A 17,555-nucleotide genomic window follows, 5' to 3' on the forward strand; every position below is an offset into this window, starting at 1 on the left:
CATGCTTTTAGAGGTAATCTAACATGATCGGTTTTCCAGTCGGTGTTTTTGTCGCAAATGGGATGGAATGGTATTTTCATAAAGTCTGGCTACATGAGTTTCCGAGTAAGCACAGAAACAGCCCTTTCTTTACTCACATTGCTCATCATAAACGCGCTCGTTTAAATGGGTTTCATGATGAAGGTTATGCAGAGTCAATGTTTAAAAACTCTGAAATGTACAATGAAAAATCAGCATTAATTGGTTTAGCCGCTGTCTCTACAGTTTTTCTGCCCGTTGCACCATTTTTTACAGCAGGCTTATATTATGGAATTTGGAATTACTGGAAAGTTCATGCCAAATCTCATCTAGATCCTGAATATGCGAAGCAAAGGATTCCTTGGCACTATGATCATCACATGACCAGTAATCAAAATGCCAACTGGTGTGTCACACGGCCTTGGTTTGACTACATTATGGGTACACGTGTAATGACAAATGCATCAGTAACCGAAACCAACCCTTTGGCAATCAATATGCCCCAATGGTTAGAAAACAGAGTAAACCGAACTGCACGTCGTCTGCTCCCGAAAGCATTTGCAAAAATTGATGCAAATACCAAACTTGATCAATTAAATTTACGCCAGGGAGTTGAGGTGGCTTTATAAAACTTGTTTTACACAAGTGTTAAGCCTAATTTTGATTAGGCTTTTTTATTAAATTAATTCTACTTAACCACTTTAAAACATTATTGTTAATAGCTATTATTCAGTTCTAAAAATAATGCTATGTAGAATATTAAAATGTTAAATACAAAATCCTTTTTCGCCCTTTTTACTACCTCATTACTACTTTCAGCTTGTGGAGGAAACAATAGTGAATCTAAAGGAAGCGATAAAAATCGTACCGCACCCTTTACTACCGAATTTGAAAGTAATTTAACCTTACAAAAAGATGCTGACCCAATGATTCAACTTTTGGGCAGAAGCAGTAACCAAGATGCAAGTTTTAATGCCTATTCGGTTACTCACCACTTCGACAAAGGTTCTACCTCAATTATATTGAGTTTTAATTTCGATAAAGATGATGCAACTAACACCCTATATGTTAATTATGATCCTATTTTAAAGAAAGTCTTAGACATCTCGATGGGTGAAAACTATTTAAATGAAAAAATTCACAACCTATCCAAGCCTGATCTCTTTGCTTGTGCTGAATCCTTTATTTTTGATCCTTGTAAGAATATAAGTGTTAAATATGACGAAACAACAGGTTATAGTGAAGTCACTTTTACCAATACAAAGCTTTCAACGCCAAAGATCACTCGATTGTCTCCTATAGATGAGAATAATCCTCCACTAATTGAAAAAAGTGATATTTACTTAAATGGAAAGCTTTCTGGAACCTTATCTGTTCCTCCGCAGAACTTTAATAATATTAGAAAAACCAGTCAATTTACTATATCAGCCAATCAGCAACCGATTGCTATCATGGGGGCAACTTATGATCCAGAAACCCATGCAATCTTTTTCAGTTCACATATAAACAATGGGATTGATGCAGATTTAAAATTAGGTAGATTTTCTACCTTTATTAAAGATAAAGCAACTTTAGACTCTTTACTTCAAACCACAACCTTATATGGCCTTTCAGGCGCATGTATGTCTGCGGTTCTCACCCTTCCTGTTAACCAGACATCCACGATTCAACCTGTTGAAAATACTGATTATATGACATTGGATTTTAATCAGGCGATCTATAGTTCCAAAGAAGAACTCTCTTTATTTCCAAACTTCCCTATCCAGCAAGATTGTGCCAAAACGATTCTTCAACTTGATGGTTCGGTAAGAGTAAACAAACCATTCACTCAACTTCAAATCACGCCAATTCTAAAAAATGAGGATACCCTACACTCAGTTCAGCCAGCTTTGTATTTTGATGTTACCAATCATAATATACAAAAATTTGGTAATGATACGATCGATGTAAGTATTTTAGATAATAAAATTAAGAAGATTAATTTCAAAGCAACTAGAACCATTCCAAATCCTAATACAGGACTATTATTAGTGGATGTTGAATACCATTATGGATGTGATGTAGCTCAACCATGTCAAGGCGTTAGCTATAACCCAGAAAATAATCAGATGAATTTTAAAAATACAATTCTCACCCTTAAAGATACTTCTACTGCTGAAGTAAATGAAAACATTATTTTAAATGGTGTATTTGATTTCGCTGGTCGTTAATTTATTTTAGGTAATATCATATTCTAAAACCGAGCTATAACATTAGCTCGGTTTTTTATTTCATCAATGCACACTCGTTTTAGATAATAAATTTAAGATCAATACACCACTCATAATCAGTGTAATTCCTACAATTCCCCAGAGATCTAATTTCTGACCAAATACAAACCAAGCAACGCCAGTAATTAAAACAATACCAACACCCGACCAAATGGCATAGGCAACCCCAACAGGAATTGCTTTTAAAGTTAAAGATAAACAATAAAATGCAATTACATAACCCACAACAACCACAATCGAAGCGATTGGCTTAGTAAAACCTTCACTACTTTTTAAGGCAGAGGTAGCAATTACTTCTGCAATAATTGCAATGAATAAAAACATCCAATTTTTCATTAATTTTTATACCTCACCAAATTCACTTAAAGTTACATGCAAAACAGGCAGAAAAAAACACCCTTTTAAAGAGTGTTTTTTTCATTTCCTCTTAATCAGACTTATGCTGATTTTTTTGCCATATTACTTTTACGAATCGTAATCATAAGCAATTGTACTGCCGCTGGAGTTACTCCGGGAATACGACTGGCTTGAGCTAAGGTTTCTGGTCGAACTGTTTTCAACTTCAATGTGATTTCACGCGATAAACCAGAAATACCATCAAATTCAAAATCAGCAGGAATCTTAGTTTCCTCTAGGCGCTTTAACTGAGCAACGTCTTCATGCTGACGGTTAATATAACCTTCGTATTTCACTGCAATTTCGATTTGCTCACCGACTTGTTGCGAAACTTCCGAACCTGTTAATTCAGCAATTTGACCAAAATTAATATTTGGACGTTTCAACAAATCAATTGCACTACATTCTTTACTGAGATCTGCACCAGTCATTTCAACGAACTTTTTGCCCATTGGATTATTCGGTGCAGCCCATAAATGTTGTAAACGAGATGTTTCACGTTCAACAGCTTCCATTTTCTCGCTGTAAACTGCCCAACGCTCGTCGTCAACCAAACCAAGTTCACGACCTATCTCTGTCAAACGCTGATCCGCATTATCTTCACGTAACATCAAACGATATTCTGCACGTGAGGTAAACATACGATATGGTTCTTTAGTACCTAAAGTGATGAGGTCATCAACCAATACGCCCATATACGCTTGATCACGTTTTGGTGTCCACTCGTCTTGTTCCCATGCACGGCGTGCAGCATTCAGACCTGCAAGTAAGCCTTGAGCACCGGCTTCTTCATAACCTGTCGTACCATTAATTTGACCAGCAAAATACAAGTTTTGAATTGCTTTGGTTTCAAGCGTGAATTTTAATGCTTGTGGATTGAAATAGTCATATTCGATTGCGTAACCCGGACGTAGAATATGGGCATTTTCCATACCACGAATCGAACGAACTAGATTGAACTGAACATCAAATGGCAACGAAGTTGAAATACCATTTGGATAAAGTTCATGGGTATCTAAGCCTTCAGGCTCTAGGAATACTTGATGCGAATCTTTATCTGCAAAACGGTGAATTTTATCTTCAATCGAAGGACAGTAACGAGGTCCTACTCCTTCAATAACGCCCGTATACATCGGTGAACGATCTAAACCACCACGGATAATTTCATGGGTTTTTTCGCTGGTATGGGTAATGTAGCAATTCACCTGTTCTGGATGCATTGAAACATCGCCCATAAATGACATTACAGGAGATGGGAAATCACCTGGCTGTGGTGTCATTACAGAGAAGTCCACAGTACGTGCATCGATACGCGGTGGCGTACCTGTTTTTAAGCGTCCCACAGGAAGTTTTAATTCACGTAAACGATGTGCCAAAGCGATTGAAGGTGGATCACCTGCACGACCGCCGCTCGAATTTTGTAAACCGATATGAATGACCCCACCCAAGAAGGTACCTGTCGTCAACACGACTGTTTTGGTATCAAAACGAATACCCATTTGGGTCACAACACCTTTCACGGTATCGCCTTCAACAATCAAATCATCCGCAGCTTGTTGGAAAATATCCAAGTTTTCTTGGTTTTCAAGGGTATGACGAATCGCGGCTTTAAAACGCACTCGGTCTGCTTGCGCACGCGTTGCACGTACAGCAGCACCTTTACGGGAATTGAGGATACGGAATTGAATACCACCTTTATCCGCAGCAAGTGCCATTGCACCGCCGAGCGCATCGATCTCACGAACTAAATGTGATTTACCAATACCACCAATCGCTGGGTTACAGCTCATCTGCCCCAAAGTCTCAATATTATGCGTCAACAATAATGTTTGTCTTCCCATACGTGCAGCTGCAAGTGCCGCTTCCGTACCAGCGTGACCGCCACCAATTACGATAACGTCGTAAACTTTAGGATAGTGCATAGTGGTAAATGTGTATTCAAAAAATGACAGAGCATTATACAGGAATTTTGCTATAGTATGAAAAAATCAATCAAAATCTCATGCCGAGCAAAAGATTGATTCAATTGGAAATGACACAAAAAGAAACTTTATGTTGCACTTTTCATGTATTTTTAACAAAGTGATCTAGAATCGTAAACTTGAACAACACTGTTTTTCTGAAAAAATTTCCTATCCTAATAAGTGCATAACAAATACTTAGGAAAATGATATGAACTCGAAGCTTTTATTATCATCACTGATCTGTGGTTTATGTCTTACTGTGACAGCTCAAGCAAATACTAAAACTGCTGCAGATCAACTTACTCAGAAACATCAACAGGTCTGTAAAGGTAAAAAACAAGGCGATGCAGTTTCATTTGCCCATAAAGGTGTTGTTTTCAACGGTACTTGTCAAAATGATGAAAATGATAAACTCATTTTCCAGCCACCAATGCCAACATCTGATACACCACCAGACACTCAAAACAAAATTTCTGAAACTCAATCAGAACCACGTCCAGTAAGTGGTGCTCCAATTGAATCTGCGCCTGCACCTATTCAAGCACCCAATGAATTAGCAGCGCCTATTCAAAATACTGAACAACCAATGATGCAAAACGAACAAACTGCACCATAACTGTTTAAGTATTTTTAATTATCCTCTTCATACTCAATAAAGGATGTAGCTCAAAGCTATGTCCTTTATTTTATTTCAAACCTATAAGAGTCTAAAACCGCTAAATAATTCATCTTAAAATTGTAAACTCCTCATTATAGACTCCCTTTATACAACATGAACCTTTACAATAAGCACAAATATATTTACTTAGGTTGTCCTGTGAACTGGCTACAAATTCATATTACTGTTGATCAAAATCAAGTTGAACTGTGCGAAACCCTACTTTTATCTTTAGGTGCAGTCAGCGTAACTTTAGATGATGCTGAAGATCAGGCTTTACTTGAACCGCTTCCAGGTGAAACCCCACTCTGGAATAAAGTTATCGTTACAGGTATTTACCAACAAGAAGAAGACGATCCAATTGATGTTGATCGCTTAGAAGCTTTTTTAAAGGCTCAACTCCCTGATGTACCTATGCGCCACGAAATTTTAGAAAACCAAGTTTGGGAACGCGCATGGATGGATTATTACGAACCGATTCAAATCGGTGAAAAATATTGGATCGTACCAGAATGGTTAGAACCACCTGAAGCAGATGCAACCAATATTAAACTCGATCCAGGTTTGGCATTCGGTACAGGTAACCATGCAAGTACCTTTTTATGCTTACAATGGTTAGGTAGAACCGATGTAAAAGATAAAATTGTGATTGATTATGGTTGTGGTTCAGGCATTTTAGGTGTGGCTGCATTGTTATTAGGTGCAAAAAAAGTCTATGCCACTGACATTGATCCACAAGCAGTATTAGCAACCAAGCAAAATGCTGAATTAAATGGCGTACTTGATCGTCTATTTGTTGGCTTACCTGAAGAGTTCGACCGTGAATTCAAGTCACAGCAAGCGGACGTGCTAGTCGCTAATATTTTAGCTGCTCCGTTAATGGCACTCGCGCCAGAATTCTCAACTTTAATCAAAAGTGAGGGCGAGTTCGCATTAGCTGGTGTAATTGAAGAGCAAGTTGCTGATGTTTCTAGTGTTTACGCTGAATTTTTTGATATATTAGAGATCGAAAAGCGTGAAGAAAACTGGTGCCGCATTTCAGGAAAACGAAAAACAATTTGAGAACGCTATAACTTATGAGTGAAAAACAAACCCGCTGCCCTAAATGCTCAACCGTGTATAAAGTGACCCTTTCACAACTCAGTGTTGCACAGGGCATGGTTTGTTGTCCGAAATGCGTCATTAATTTTAATGCACTGACGAATCTTTTAGAGTCTCAGACAAACAAAACCATTCCGACGCCTACAAATCGTTCTTTATTTTCTTCAATTCAACCTGATAGCACTTTCGCCGAAAAGCAAATGCAAATATTAAGTATTTTTGATCAAAAAATTGAAAACTCTAATATTGATCTACTCACCTATCTCAACAACTTAAATTATTTTAATACTGAACCTGTTACAGCATTACCCAATCTAAATCTTTCAGAAGATATGCTCTTAATAGATGAAGAGACTGCAGATAAACAGCATGGTTGGCTCTATTACACCCTTTGGGGTATCGGCAACATCACTCTAATTTTAGTATTTGCCTTCCAAATTTTATGGTTTAACCCTAAGTTGATGCATGACAGCCCAGTTTTAAACCGTATCTTTAATTCAGCATGTTCGATACTTACCTGTGAAGCAAGAGATACTCAGTATAAGTACTTAAATTTTGAGAAAGTAAATCTAAGACGTGCCGCTGAGCAAGATGGTACACGTTTCTCAGGTATTATCATCAATCATAATAAGCATAGTATTTTGCTACCTTCTATACAGCTTGTATTAAAAGATAATGATGTTGTGATTTCTAGCACCACACTTAAACCAGAAGACTATCTCGTGGATAGCTTAAAAACCATTCAACGCATTCCCTCAAACAGTCCATTTAAATTCGATTTTACTGTTCCAAAAAGCAGAAATAGTTTTACAAATTATAGTTTAGAAATTGTACAACCCTAAAAATTAGAAAAAAGACAAAAAAAAATAAAAAAAATGCAGTTAATTTGCTCACTTTTTCGCTGACAGTGGTATGATACGCGCCACGAAAGCTTTAACCCACTTACTCCTCGTATTTCACAGACAAAAAATCGTTAAACGAACTGTGCTTCTACCTTATAAGCGCATAGTTGGTTTTTTTGTTTTTGAAAGTAGGTCGTAACAAATATTTAACTATTGTTACGCTTATTTTTTACACAATTCGAGGATTTGTGGCAAGCTAATAGTTCCTTTGTTTTAGAGTCACTGTTTTAGGATCTAAAACGGGGCTCAATAATTTTAGACCACATTTATATATCACTTTACCCAAGTGATATTTGATTTTTCGGATTAACACGCATGAATAGCAAATCTCCTATTTTTACGGCTCAATCTGATGTCGCTCTTCGCATCCACGTAGATCGCGCAGTTCGTCATTATTTTGCACAATTGCAAGGTGAGCAACCATCTCAAGTGTATGACATGGTTCTAGCAGAAATGGAGAAACCTCTTTTGTCTGTGGTCTTAGAATATACTCGTGGCAACCAAACGCGTGCTGCTGAGATTCTAGGTCTTAACCGTGGAACTTTACGTAAAAAGTTAAAAGCTCACGGTTTAATGAGTGAATAATTGATAAAATGCTCACGTTCTCGTGGGCATTTTTTATGCCTATTTGTTTTAATCTGTAGACTTCAAACTGTTGACTTAAATCATGACTATCAAACGTGCGTTAATCTCTGTTTCAGACAAAACTGGAATCGTTGAATTTGCTCAAAATCTTGCAGCTCTCGGGGTAGAAATTTTATCTACAGGCGGTACTTATAAGTTGCTTAAAGACAACAATATCGCTGTAGTAGAAGTTTCTGAATATACAGGTTTTCCTGAAATGATGGATGGTCGTGTAAAAACACTTCATCCAAAAATTCATGGTGGCATCTTAGCTCGTCGTGGTCTGGACGAAGCTGTTATGCAAGAACACAACATTGATCCGATTGATCTAGTGATTGTGAACCTTTATCCATTTGCTGAAACTGTAGCTAAACCAAACTGCTCTCTTGCTGATGCGATTGAAAATATCGATATCGGTGGTCCAACCATGGTTCGTGCAGCAGCGAAAAACCATGCTTCTGTGGGTATTATCGTCAATGCATCTGACTATGAGACTGTTGTTGCTGAGTTAAAGCAAAATGGTTCACTATCATACGAGACTCGTTTCGATTTAGCAGTGAAAGCATTTGAGCATACTGCGCAATATGATGGCATGATTGCTTCTTATTTAGGTGCACGTGTAGGTAAAGCTGAAGGCGAAGCAGATTTATTCCCTCGCACTTTCAACACACAACTCAATAAATCACAAGATTTACGTTACGGCGAAAATCCACACCAAAATGCTGCATTCTATGTAGAAGCAAATGCTAAAGAAGCATCGGTTTCTACCGCAAAACAATTACAAGGCAAAGAATTGTCTTATAACAACATTGCTGACACAGATGCTGCCCTTGAGTGTGTTAAATCATTTGCAAAACCAGCTTGTGTCATCGTAAAACATGCGAACCCTTGTGGTGTTGCCGTTTCTTTAGATGGCATCAAAGCTGCTTATGATCTTGCTTACGCAACAGATCCAGAGTCTGCATTTGGCGGCATCATCGCATTTAACCGCGAATTAGATGTGGCTACTGCTCAAGCGATTGTCGATCGTCAATTCGTTGAAGTAATCATTGCGCCAAGCATTGCTGATGGTGTACTTGAAGTTACTGGCGCGAAGAAAAATGTTCGTGTTTTAGTATGTGGTGAATTACCTGCAATTGACGCACGTGCTCCACAACTTGACTATAAACGCGTTAACGGTGGCTTACTTGTTCAAGATCAAGATTTGGGCATGATCACTAAAGATGACCTAAAGGTTGTGACCAAGCGTGCACCAACGGAACAAGAAATTGATGACATGATCTTTGCTTGGAAAGTGGCAAAATACGTGAAATCAAATGCGATTGTGTATGCTAAAAACCGTCAAACCATTGGTGTAGGCGCAGGTCAAATGAGTCGTGTGAACTCGGCTCGTATTGCAGCGATCAAAGCTGAACATGCAGGTTTAGTAGTTGAAGGTGCGGTGATGGCATCTGATGCATTCTTCCCGTTCCGTGATGGGATTGATAACGCTGCTAAAGCAGGTATCAAATGTATCATCCAACCAGGCGGTTCAATGCGTGACGAAGAAACAATTGCTGCAGCTGATGAAGCCGGTATTGCAATGGTCTTCACGGGTATGCGTCATTTCCGTCACTAAATGAATTGAGTCTCTAGCGCAAATCCCCCTAAATCCCCCTTTATAAAAAGGGGGACTTACTTTTAAAAGCATGTTCTTCTCTTTCTCAAAGAAGGACTTGAGGGAGATTCAAGGGGACTTTTTTATTCTGAACAGGTATATTCTTAAATACGGAAAAAGGAAATAACTTAATAATGAATATTTTAGTTTTGGGTAGCGGTGGCCGTGAACATGCACTTGCATGGAAAATCGCACAAGATGAGAAAGTTGCTAAAGTTTTCGTTGCACCCGGCAATGCAGGTACAGCAACTGAAGACAAATGTGAAAATATTAACCTCGATATTTTAGACAACCCTGCAATTATTTCGTTTGCACAAGCAAATGATGTTGCTCTCGTAATCGTGGGTCCTGAAGCACCTTTAGTTAATGGTGTCGTTGATGCTGCACGTGAAGCTGGCTTAAAAATTTGGGGGCCAACTCAATATGCGGCTCAGCTTGAAGGTTCAAAAGCATTTGCGAAGCATTTCTTAAAACGCCATAACATTCCTACAGCTTTCTATGACGTATTTACTGAAGTTGATGCTGCAAAAGCTTATGTTGAGAAAAATGGTGCGCCGATTGTGATCAAGGCAGACGGTCTTGCTGCGGGTAAAGGCGTTATCGTTGCAATGACCAACGAAGAAGCTTTTGCTGCAATCGATGACATGTTGGCGGGCAATAAGTTCGGTGATGCTGGATCACGTGTGGTGATTGAGCAATTCTTAGCTGGCGAAGAAGCAAGCTTCATTTGCATGATTGATGGTAAAAATATTTTACCAATGGCAACTTCACAAGATCATAAACGTATCTTTGAGGGTGACCAAGGACCGAATACTGGCGGTATGGGTGCGTATTCCCCTGCTCCAGTTGTTACACCAGAAGTTTTTGAACGTGTCATGAATGAAGTGATGCGCCCAACAGTAGATGGTATGGCAGCAGATGGTCATGTATATACGGGTTTCTTGTATGCAGGTCTTATGATTGATGACGAAGGACAACCCCGTGTTATCGAATTTAACTGTCGATTTGGTGATCCTGAAACTCAACCAATCATGATGCGCTTAAAATCTTCTTTGGTTGATCTGGTTGAGGCTGGCATTGAAGGTAACTTACCAAGCGAAGCTGAATGGGATGACCGTAAATCAATTGGTATCGTACTTGCTGCAGAAGGATATCCTGAAACTGTTCGTAAAGGTGATGTCATTTCGGGTATTGGTCAATCTCCTGAAGATACCAAAATCTTTCATGCTGGAACCGCAATGACTGATGATGGTCATATTGTTACCGCAGGCGGTCGCGTTCTTTGCGTAACAGCATTAGGTGATACTGTACTGGAAGCTCAGATCAATTCATTAGAAGTATGTGGTCAAGTGACTTTTACAGGTATGCAATATCGTAGTGATATTGGTTATCGTGCAATTGCTCGCGAAAAAGCCGAATAATTTATTGTGTAAACAAGCCTTCTTCGGAAGGCTTTTTTATTCCTGAAATACAATCAATCCGTCTCCTTTATTCAATTTACATATATAGAGTTCAGAAAAATATATATTATTTATTTAGACAAAATCACCAATCAAACATTTGTAAAAATCTATAAAACTATCATTTATTTACATTTACTATGCACATAATTCTTTTAGATAATCAGATGCTTATACTCATGAGTATTAAGCAGACTACTATAACCCTAGCTAAAATATTGCTATGATTGGCACAATTTTAGATGTTGTTTTTATGTTAAAGGTAAATATTTTATGATCATTATCAAATGATTAAACTATTTTACCGCATCAACCAAAAATCAGCAGCTAGACCAATATCTGATTTGAAAAGATGTGAATGGATGTCTGCATTATTTAATGATTCCAAATAAGCACATGAATGTTCACTTATTTTCCTTAAAATCATGGAATCATAATGGCGAATTCCAAAGAAATAATTCATGTGATTATTTCCATGTAACGCCAGTTTGCATCCTCAAAGTGTTTACATCAATGCGAGAATAAAATTAATTTCTCTGCATTATTTTGGTTAGGATTTTTACATGAAAAAGCTGATTAGCCTTTTTTTAAGTGTATCAGTGTTGTTGCTTGCAGCATGCAGCAAACAGCCAGATAACACGACTGAACAGAACAAAGATGCTAGCGCATTACAAACTGTTGTTATTGCTTCTACAGGTTCTGATGCTGATATTTGGCGTCATATTGCAAGCTTACCTGAAACCGAAGCTGCTGGACTAAAACTTCAAATTAAAAATTTTACTGACTATGTTGCAATGAACACCGCTGTTGCAAATAAAGAAGTCGATTTAAATGCCTTTCAATCTTATGCGTATTTAGTTGCGTTCAATGCAGCGAATAAAGACAAAATTGCGCCAGTCTCTACGACTTATTTAGAACCAATGGGTATCTATTCAAGCAAAGTAAAGAAAATTGAAGAATTTGCAAACGGTGCAACAATTGCAATTCCTAATGATGGAGCGAACGAATCTCGTGCCTTATTACTTTTACAAAGTGCTGGTTTAATTAAATTAAAAGCAGACTTTGATCCTGTGAAAGGTACCCCTGCCGATGTGACTGAAAATCCAAAGAACATTGTGATCAAACCGATTCAAATGGCCACAGCTGTACGTGTTAAAGATGAGGTAGATGCGATTTTATTGGGTAATACCCTTGCAATGGAAGGTGGTCTAAACGTTCTTAAAGATGCAATCTTCTATGAGCCAATTGATCAAAGCACCAAGTTAAACGTCAATGTTCTAGCAACGGCTGAATCTCGCAAAGATGATCCTGTTTTACAAAAAGTCGGTGCGCTTTATCACACTGAAGCAGTAAAACAATATGTACAAGAACATTTTGCTGGTACAAAAGTTGATGTAAATAAACCAATCAGCTATCTCACTGATGAGAATCCGTAATATACTTTTCTCCACAAAACAGGCAAAGTGATTTTGCCTGTTTTTCTTTTCTGCTTAGTATTGACGATATGATCCAATTTAAAAATATTTCCAAACACTATCAGCTCAAAGGTCAAATGATCACTGCGCTGGATCAAATCAACTTAGAGATCCCGGATGGCAGCATTTTTGGCATTATCGGCTATAGTGGCGCAGGTAAAAGTACCTTAATTCGTTTGATTAATTTACTTGAGCGTCCGACTCAGGGACAAGTCATGATTAATCAAAAAGACTTTACTGCAATGGATGCGTCTACACTTCGTCGAGAACGTGCAAATATTGGCATGATTTTTCAGCACTTTAATTTATTGAAGACCAAAACAGTGGCCGAAAACATTGAAATGCCGCTTAAATTGTTAGGTCATAGCAAAGCCGAACGTGAAAAACGTCTTGCAGAGTTGCTGGATTTTATCGATCTAAAACATAAAAAAGATGCTTACCCAGATGAACTTTCAGGTGGTCAAAAGCAACGTGTAGGTATTGCGCGTGCGCTTGCAAATCATCCTAAGATTTTGCTGTGTGATGAGGCAACGTCTGCATTGGATCCTCAAACTACACAATCCGTTTTAGCATTATTAAAAAAAATTAATCAAGAACAAAACATCACCATTGTGATGGTGACACATGAAATGGATGTGATTGAATCTATCTGTGACTATGTTGCCGTTATGGAAGCAGGCAAAGTCATTGAGACAGGTCGCACCTTAGATATATTTAGTCAACCACAACACCCCACCACCAAGACATTTATCCAAACAGTATTGCAGCAACAATTGCCGATCAATATCTTAAATAATCTTGAACACAAACATCATAATAGTATCTATAACCTTCAATTTTTAGGTACATCAGCCCAAGAAACCGTCATTCAATCCGTGATTAAGCAATTTGATATTAGTTTGAATATTTTGTTTGCCAACATGACTGAAATTAATGGCACTGTCATTGGTCAAATGTTTATCCAACTTTTAGGTGACCCAAAGATCATTCAGGAAGCGATTCAATTCCTAGACAGTCAAGGAGTGAAGGTTGAGCAGTCAGGAGTAAGCCAATGAGAGATTTTATTGTGCAATGGCTGACTGAAATCACAGCTCCATTTTGGCAAAGCTCACTTTCCATTGATCAATTTGTAACGGCACTCGAAGAAACCTTACAAATGGTTTTCTTTGCATTACTGTTCGGATGCATTTGGGGGTTTATTCAAGGTATTACGTTGGTCGTCACACGAAATGGTGGGATTTTACAAAATCGTGCGATTTACTACGCGCTGAACCCAATTGTGAATGCTCTACGTTCAATCCCATTTATCATTTTACTCATTGCGGTGATTCCATTTACAAAGCTTTTGGTTGGCACCTCGATTGGAACGTGGGCCGCTATCGTACCATTAACCATTTATGTGGGACCTTATCTCGGTCGACTTATCGAAACCTCTTTGCTTGAAGTAAATGAAGGTATTATTGAGTCTGCCCAAGCGATGGGTGCGAGTCCTTGGCAAATTGTATTCAAATTTATCGTGCCTGAAGCACGTAGCTCTCTCATTCTCAATCTCACCACAGGTACCATTTCATTAATTGGTGCAACTGCGATGGCGGGTGCTGTAGGTGCAGGTGGAATTGGTGATCTTGCGATATCTTATGGCTATCAGCGTTTTGATAGTAGTGTGGTCATCCTGACTGTCATTGTACTTTTATTGTTGGTTCAGTTTGTACAATCCTTAGGGGAATGGTTAGCAAAATTACGCTAGACTTCAAATTCAATGCTCTCCTCGTGAGAGCATTTTTTTTGAAACTAAACCTTAGCAAAGTAAACTTGATGCGCCGCTTTGAATGTATTGACATGTAACGGTACTAAATCCACCAAAGATTGATAGCCACCAGCCAAAACGAAAAGCAAAGGAATTTTCATTTTCTTCGCCATCTCAAACACAATCTGATCACGCTCGAACAAAAGCTCTGTTGTAAACCATTTTGATCCATATTTGTCATGTTGATGACAGTCCATACCCGCTTGATAAACGATAAGATCAGCATCCCAACGTGATGCATATTGAAAAGCTTCTAAAATCGCTTCTCGATACAGATTAAAGTTACCTTGTTTTGGATGAATATAACGAGTCAAACTACGTTCCCCCGCCTTGCAACCAAAGCGGATACCAAAAATGCCAAAATTAATCAAATTCGGCATACGATTGGTGAAAATCGCAGTACCATCTCCACCATGTTGATCACAATCTAAAATAAAAATTCGTTTCGCAGGAAATTGTTTGGCAATTAATGCCAAACCATTAAAAGTACAATAGGCGGCGCCAGAATCATAACTCGCATGATGAAAACCTTGTGCAATATTGGCAGCAATTCCTTCTTTAAATGCAATCTCAGCACCGACCAATTGCCCTGCTTGTACAGACAAAATGGCATCACGTAGTTGTGGATTCCAAGGTTTAAATCCTTGCACAGTCGCAAAGCTTGAATCACCTACAAAAAAGGCATCTACATATTGTGGATTATGTAGTTTTTTCAAGATCTCAATGTCTATAAGTCCAGGATCTATCAATTCAACCAACTGCTGCTGTTGTAGCACATCAGCAACTGCGGTCAATTTCTCCATACTATTGGTATGCGTTTGCGCATAATAGCGTGGCGAGTAACAAGCTTTTAGCATGGATTTCCTACATAGATTTGATCTTGAGCAATTTCGATCAATTGACTCAATTCAGTCGTATCGGGTCGAAATAATCCATTATCAACTTGTTGTTTAAAATGATATCCGAACGCACGTGCTCGATTCTCAGGAGAAACCGCCAGTGTCGTCAGTCGTAGAAACCAAAAACCTTTCATTGAAGAAATGGGGATCACATAACCTTTATATTGTTTGTTTTTACTCTTTTCTAGCTGCTCAATCTCATAGTTTGTGGAGAAAAGGCTCCCCGCTGGTAAGCGCACGCCATTCATGAGTAAAGGAACTAGACTAATACAAGAGTGATTATCCCCCATATTCATCTTTTCCATCATGACTGGCTGTTCATGCTCATCAACGAAAATATTAATCTCACCTTGTCTCAATAAACGATGATGTGCAATTCTCAAGAAAAATTTTTCTGCCATTGGACAAGAACCAACCTTTGGTTTTTCCTCTAAAGCTTGGCATTCAATTATTTCAATATGTTGAACATCTTGAGGAAGGATAATATCTGCCAGTAACTGACAGATCAGTTTACTTTCTTCTCGCTCAGCATATTGATAGAGCGTTCTGAGTTTGGCCTGAAAATTAACTTCCTGTTGTAAGTTCTGCGTATAGCTATCTTCTGGATTTAGACGTGTTATGCCTTGTTGAACATCAAGATTAATATCTAGATTACGCCAAGTGGTTAATTCAAAACCATGAGAAGTGGCTTGATTTAAAATATTCTTTAACCCCTTCGTATCGTAATCATCAAAAATACGTAAATCCTGAAAGCCCATCGTGTCACGTGGCTGTGATACAAACTCAGCGATGACTCGAGTTGCTTGGGTATATCCACAACCTCGACGTTCAGTTTGATGGCTAAAATGCTCATTCAACATTTCGGTGAGTTTGGCTGAGAGCGGATATAAATATTTCCTAAAAATAATAACCACTTCATGGTCTATTAAATCCGACATAGCACCCCTCGCTTATTTTTATGATTTATAAATTCATCGTCCCTTTAAACAATCATCTGTATTTATATTGTTAAATCTAATCACGAAAATTATTTAGCATTTTTAAATAAAACTTAGCTCTAAAGATGAATATAAATCATTAACTTATCAAACTTTTATCTCATATTTATCGAAATATTTATGCTTGTCAATCATCAAAATTTTTGCTTATTTATGTCGTCACAATGTGTCCAAAACAGTCATTATCAACGGGCATCGCTATCCTCACTTTGCACGATCAAGTATTTACACTTACACTAGCAAAAGTTGATGGCTTTCTATCATCTCACTGGCAATAACCACATGAAACAATGATTTAGGAATCGGATATGCATTATAAAATCCATGCGATAGACGTAAAAAATGCCTTAAAAAACTATATATGGTTATTGGAAGATACAACAACGAAACAAGCTGTGGTCATTGATCCCACTGAAGCCAGTTTAGTCAAAGAGTTCTGTGAACAACATCATTTACAACTACAACAAATTTGGCTCACACATTGGCATCCCGATCATACGGGAGGAGTAGAAGATTTATTAGCCAATGAAAATATAGCCGTTTATGGACCTAGAGATGAGTTGAGCAAAATTTCTTTAATTTCCAACCCACTTCAACAAGATGATCATTTTTATTTTAATGATTTAAAAATTGAAGTTATTGCTACCCCCGGTCATACCTTAGGTCATATCGTTTACTTTATTGAAGCCATTGATACACTGTTTTGTGGTGATACCTTGTTCGCAATGGGATGTGGACGTTTGTTTGAAGGCACAGCTGAACAAATGTACCATTCATTAAATAGGCTAGCCGCCCTGCCTATCCAGACAAAAGTATACTGTACGCATGAATACACCCTTGCCAATGCAGAATTCGCAATCACTATAGAACCCCATAACATCGCTTTACAAGAACGGATGAAGCAAGTTAAAGCATTGCGGGAAGCCAATCAAATTACACTTCCAAGTACCATAGAATTAGAGCTCGCAACCAATCCTTTCTTACGAATAGAAAGTGCAGAAGACTTTGCACGAATTCGTCATCTAAAAGATCAATTTTAAAATATTGTCTAATTCTAGAGATTTCATTTTCCACAGAACAGGATGTGAAATCTTTTTTTACATTTCATGTAAAGCTTTTATTAAAATAGCTTTCAACAATATAACAACCGATATTTATTTTCATTAAAAAATACAGTAGCTTATAAATATCATAGATCTTAACCTGCAAATAAAATTTACTTTATTTTTACATTACTTACACGCAGAAAAATAAATCTATCGAATGCCCCTTTAAAAATTTTTAAGCTACCCCTATTAATAATTACATGTTCACAAGGAGTTCTCG

The 17,555-nt window shown here is 37.9% G+C and carries 16 protein-coding genes; 12 read left to right on the forward strand and 4 right to left on the reverse strand.

The window, feature by feature from the left end:
* The first annotated feature begins 23 nt into the window (after positions 1-23).
* Positions 24-647, forward strand: coding sequence for a hypothetical protein (locus DK207_RS07125; RefSeq protein WP_109440577.1), 624 nt, complete (start codon positions 24-26; stop codon positions 645-647).
* Positions 648-782: 135 nt separating this feature from the next.
* Positions 783-2,228 carry a hypothetical protein gene (locus tag DK207_RS07130; RefSeq protein WP_109440578.1) on the forward strand — a complete coding sequence of 482 codons (1,446 nt, stop codon included), beginning with the start codon at positions 783-785 and terminating at the stop codon, positions 2,226-2,228.
* A gap of 63 nt (positions 2,229-2,291) precedes the next feature.
* Here the strand turns inward: DK207_RS07130 and DK207_RS07135 are convergent, their stop codons facing one another.
* Positions 2,292-2,624 carry a DMT family transporter gene (locus tag DK207_RS07135; RefSeq protein ID WP_109440579.1) on the reverse strand — a complete coding sequence of 111 codons (333 nt, stop codon included), beginning with the start codon at positions 2,622-2,624 and terminating at the stop codon, positions 2,292-2,294.
* A 101-nt stretch (positions 2,625-2,725) separates the two neighbouring features.
* A complete protein-coding gene (mnmG, locus tag DK207_RS07140; RefSeq protein ID WP_109440580.1) occupies positions 2,726-4,606 on the reverse strand; it encodes a tRNA uridine-5-carboxymethylaminomethyl(34) synthesis enzyme MnmG in 1,881 nt (626 codons plus the stop codon).
* A 250-nt stretch (positions 4,607-4,856) separates the two neighbouring features.
* On the opposite strand from mnmG, the gene DK207_RS07145 reads away from it, so the two are divergent.
* From DK207_RS07145 to DK207_RS07185, 9 genes are all read left to right on the forward strand, one after another.
* Positions 4,857-5,264, forward strand: coding sequence for a hypothetical protein (locus tag DK207_RS07145; protein WP_109440581.1), 408 nt, complete (start codon positions 4,857-4,859; stop codon positions 5,262-5,264).
* Between the two features lie 201 nt (positions 5,265-5,465).
* Positions 5,466-6,368, forward strand: a complete 903-nt coding sequence (gene prmA, locus DK207_RS07150; RefSeq protein WP_109440582.1) for a 50S ribosomal protein L11 methyltransferase — start codon at positions 5,466-5,468, stop codon at positions 6,366-6,368.
* Positions 6,369-6,382: 14 nt separating this feature from the next.
* Positions 6,383-7,249: a zinc-ribbon and DUF3426 domain-containing protein gene (locus DK207_RS07155; protein ID WP_109440583.1), complete on the forward strand. Its 867-nt coding sequence runs from the start codon at positions 6,383-6,385 to the stop codon at positions 7,247-7,249.
* A 375-nt stretch (positions 7,250-7,624) separates the two neighbouring features.
* Entirely contained in the window at positions 7,625-7,894 is a 270-nt protein-coding gene (fis, locus tag DK207_RS07160; protein WP_001086304.1) for a DNA-binding transcriptional regulator Fis, read from the forward strand.
* An 82-nt stretch (positions 7,895-7,976) separates the two neighbouring features.
* A complete protein-coding gene (purH, locus tag DK207_RS07165; RefSeq protein WP_109440584.1) occupies positions 7,977-9,551 on the forward strand; it encodes a bifunctional phosphoribosylaminoimidazolecarboxamide formyltransferase/IMP cyclohydrolase in 1,575 nt (524 codons plus the stop codon).
* A gap of 173 nt (positions 9,552-9,724) precedes the next feature.
* The gene (purD, locus tag DK207_RS07170; RefSeq protein ID WP_109440585.1) at positions 9,725-11,011 is read left to right on the forward strand and encodes a phosphoribosylamine--glycine ligase; all 1,287 of its coding nucleotides are present in this window, start codon (positions 9,725-9,727) and stop codon (positions 11,009-11,011) included.
* Positions 11,012-11,613: 602 nt separating this feature from the next.
* The gene (locus DK207_RS07175) at positions 11,614-12,486 is read left to right on the forward strand and encodes a MetQ/NlpA family ABC transporter substrate-binding protein (protein ID WP_109440586.1); all 873 of its coding nucleotides are present in this window, start codon (positions 11,614-11,616) and stop codon (positions 12,484-12,486) included.
* A gap of 68 nt (positions 12,487-12,554) precedes the next feature.
* Positions 12,555-13,580: a methionine ABC transporter ATP-binding protein gene (locus DK207_RS07180; protein ID WP_109440587.1), complete on the forward strand. Its 1,026-nt coding sequence runs from the start codon at positions 12,555-12,557 to the stop codon at positions 13,578-13,580.
* A complete protein-coding gene (locus DK207_RS07185) occupies positions 13,577-14,272 on the forward strand; it encodes a methionine ABC transporter permease (RefSeq protein WP_109440588.1) in 696 nt (231 codons plus the stop codon). The genes DK207_RS07180 and DK207_RS07185 overlap by 4 nt, the downstream gene beginning before the upstream one ends.
* A 44-nt stretch (positions 14,273-14,316) precedes the next feature.
* On the opposite strand, the gene DK207_RS07190 is transcribed toward DK207_RS07185, so the two are convergent.
* Together DK207_RS07190 and DK207_RS07195 are read right to left on the reverse strand one after the other, a co-directional pair.
* On the reverse strand, positions 14,317-15,189 hold the full coding sequence (locus DK207_RS07190) for a histone deacetylase (protein ID WP_109440589.1): 873 nt from the start codon (positions 15,187-15,189) through the stop codon (positions 14,317-14,319).
* Positions 15,183-16,169 carry a hypothetical protein gene (locus DK207_RS07195; protein WP_109440590.1) on the reverse strand — a complete coding sequence of 329 codons (987 nt, stop codon included), beginning with the start codon at positions 16,167-16,169 and terminating at the stop codon, positions 15,183-15,185. Before DK207_RS07195 ends, DK207_RS07190 begins: the two co-directional genes overlap by 7 nt.
* 368 nt (positions 16,170-16,537) lie before the next feature.
* Here DK207_RS07195 and gloB point away from each other — a divergent pair, with 368 nt between their 5' ends.
* Entirely contained in the window at positions 16,538-17,269 is a 732-nt protein-coding gene (gene gloB / locus DK207_RS07200) for a hydroxyacylglutathione hydrolase (RefSeq protein WP_109440591.1), read from the forward strand.
* Positions 17,270-17,555 lie beyond the last annotated feature (286 nt).

The organism is Acinetobacter haemolyticus, from assembly GCF_900406815.1.
Lineage (GTDB): Bacteria > Pseudomonadota > Gammaproteobacteria > Pseudomonadales > Moraxellaceae > Acinetobacter > Acinetobacter haemolyticus_A.

What these genes read in the sequence shown, in the direction of transcription:
- DK207_RS07145 (WP_109440581.1), top strand. Translation starts at nt 4,857, where the DNA reads ATGAACTCGAAGCTTTTATTATCATCACTGATCTGTGGTTTATGTCTT.
- purH (WP_109440584.1), top strand. Translation starts at nt 7,977, where the DNA reads ATGACTATCAAACGTGCGTTAATCTCTGTTTCAGACAAAACTGGAATC.
- DK207_RS07190 (WP_109440589.1), bottom strand. Translation starts at nt 15,189, where the DNA reads ATGCTAAAAGCTTGTTACTCGCCACGCTATTATGCGCAAACGCATACC.
- purD (WP_109440585.1), top strand. Translation starts at nt 9,725, where the DNA reads ATGAATATTTTAGTTTTGGGTAGCGGTGGCCGTGAACATGCACTTGCA.
- DK207_RS07135 (WP_109440579.1), bottom strand. Translation starts at nt 2,624, where the DNA reads ATGAAAAATTGGATGTTTTTATTCATTGCAATTATTGCAGAAGTAATT.
- DK207_RS07155 (WP_109440583.1), top strand. Translation starts at nt 6,383, where the DNA reads ATGAGTGAAAAACAAACCCGCTGCCCTAAATGCTCAACCGTGTATAAA.
- DK207_RS07185 (WP_109440588.1), top strand. Translation starts at nt 13,577, where the DNA reads ATGAGAGATTTTATTGTGCAATGGCTGACTGAAATCACAGCTCCATTT.
- gloB (WP_109440591.1), top strand. Translation starts at nt 16,538, where the DNA reads ATGCATTATAAAATCCATGCGATAGACGTAAAAAATGCCTTAAAAAAC.
- fis (WP_001086304.1), top strand. Translation starts at nt 7,625, where the DNA reads ATGAATAGCAAATCTCCTATTTTTACGGCTCAATCTGATGTCGCTCTT.
- mnmG (WP_109440580.1), bottom strand. Translation starts at nt 4,606, where the DNA reads ATGCACTATCCTAAAGTTTACGACGTTATCGTAATTGGTGGCGGTCAC.
- DK207_RS07125 (WP_109440577.1), top strand. Translation starts at nt 24, where the DNA reads ATGATCGGTTTTCCAGTCGGTGTTTTTGTCGCAAATGGGATGGAATGG.
- DK207_RS07175 (WP_109440586.1), top strand. Translation starts at nt 11,614, where the DNA reads ATGAAAAAGCTGATTAGCCTTTTTTTAAGTGTATCAGTGTTGTTGCTT.
- DK207_RS07130 (WP_109440578.1), top strand. Translation starts at nt 783, where the DNA reads ATGTTAAATACAAAATCCTTTTTCGCCCTTTTTACTACCTCATTACTA.
- DK207_RS07195 (WP_109440590.1), bottom strand. Translation starts at nt 16,169, where the DNA reads ATGTCGGATTTAATAGACCATGAAGTGGTTATTATTTTTAGGAAATAT.
- DK207_RS07180 (WP_109440587.1), top strand. Translation starts at nt 12,555, where the DNA reads ATGATCCAATTTAAAAATATTTCCAAACACTATCAGCTCAAAGGTCAA.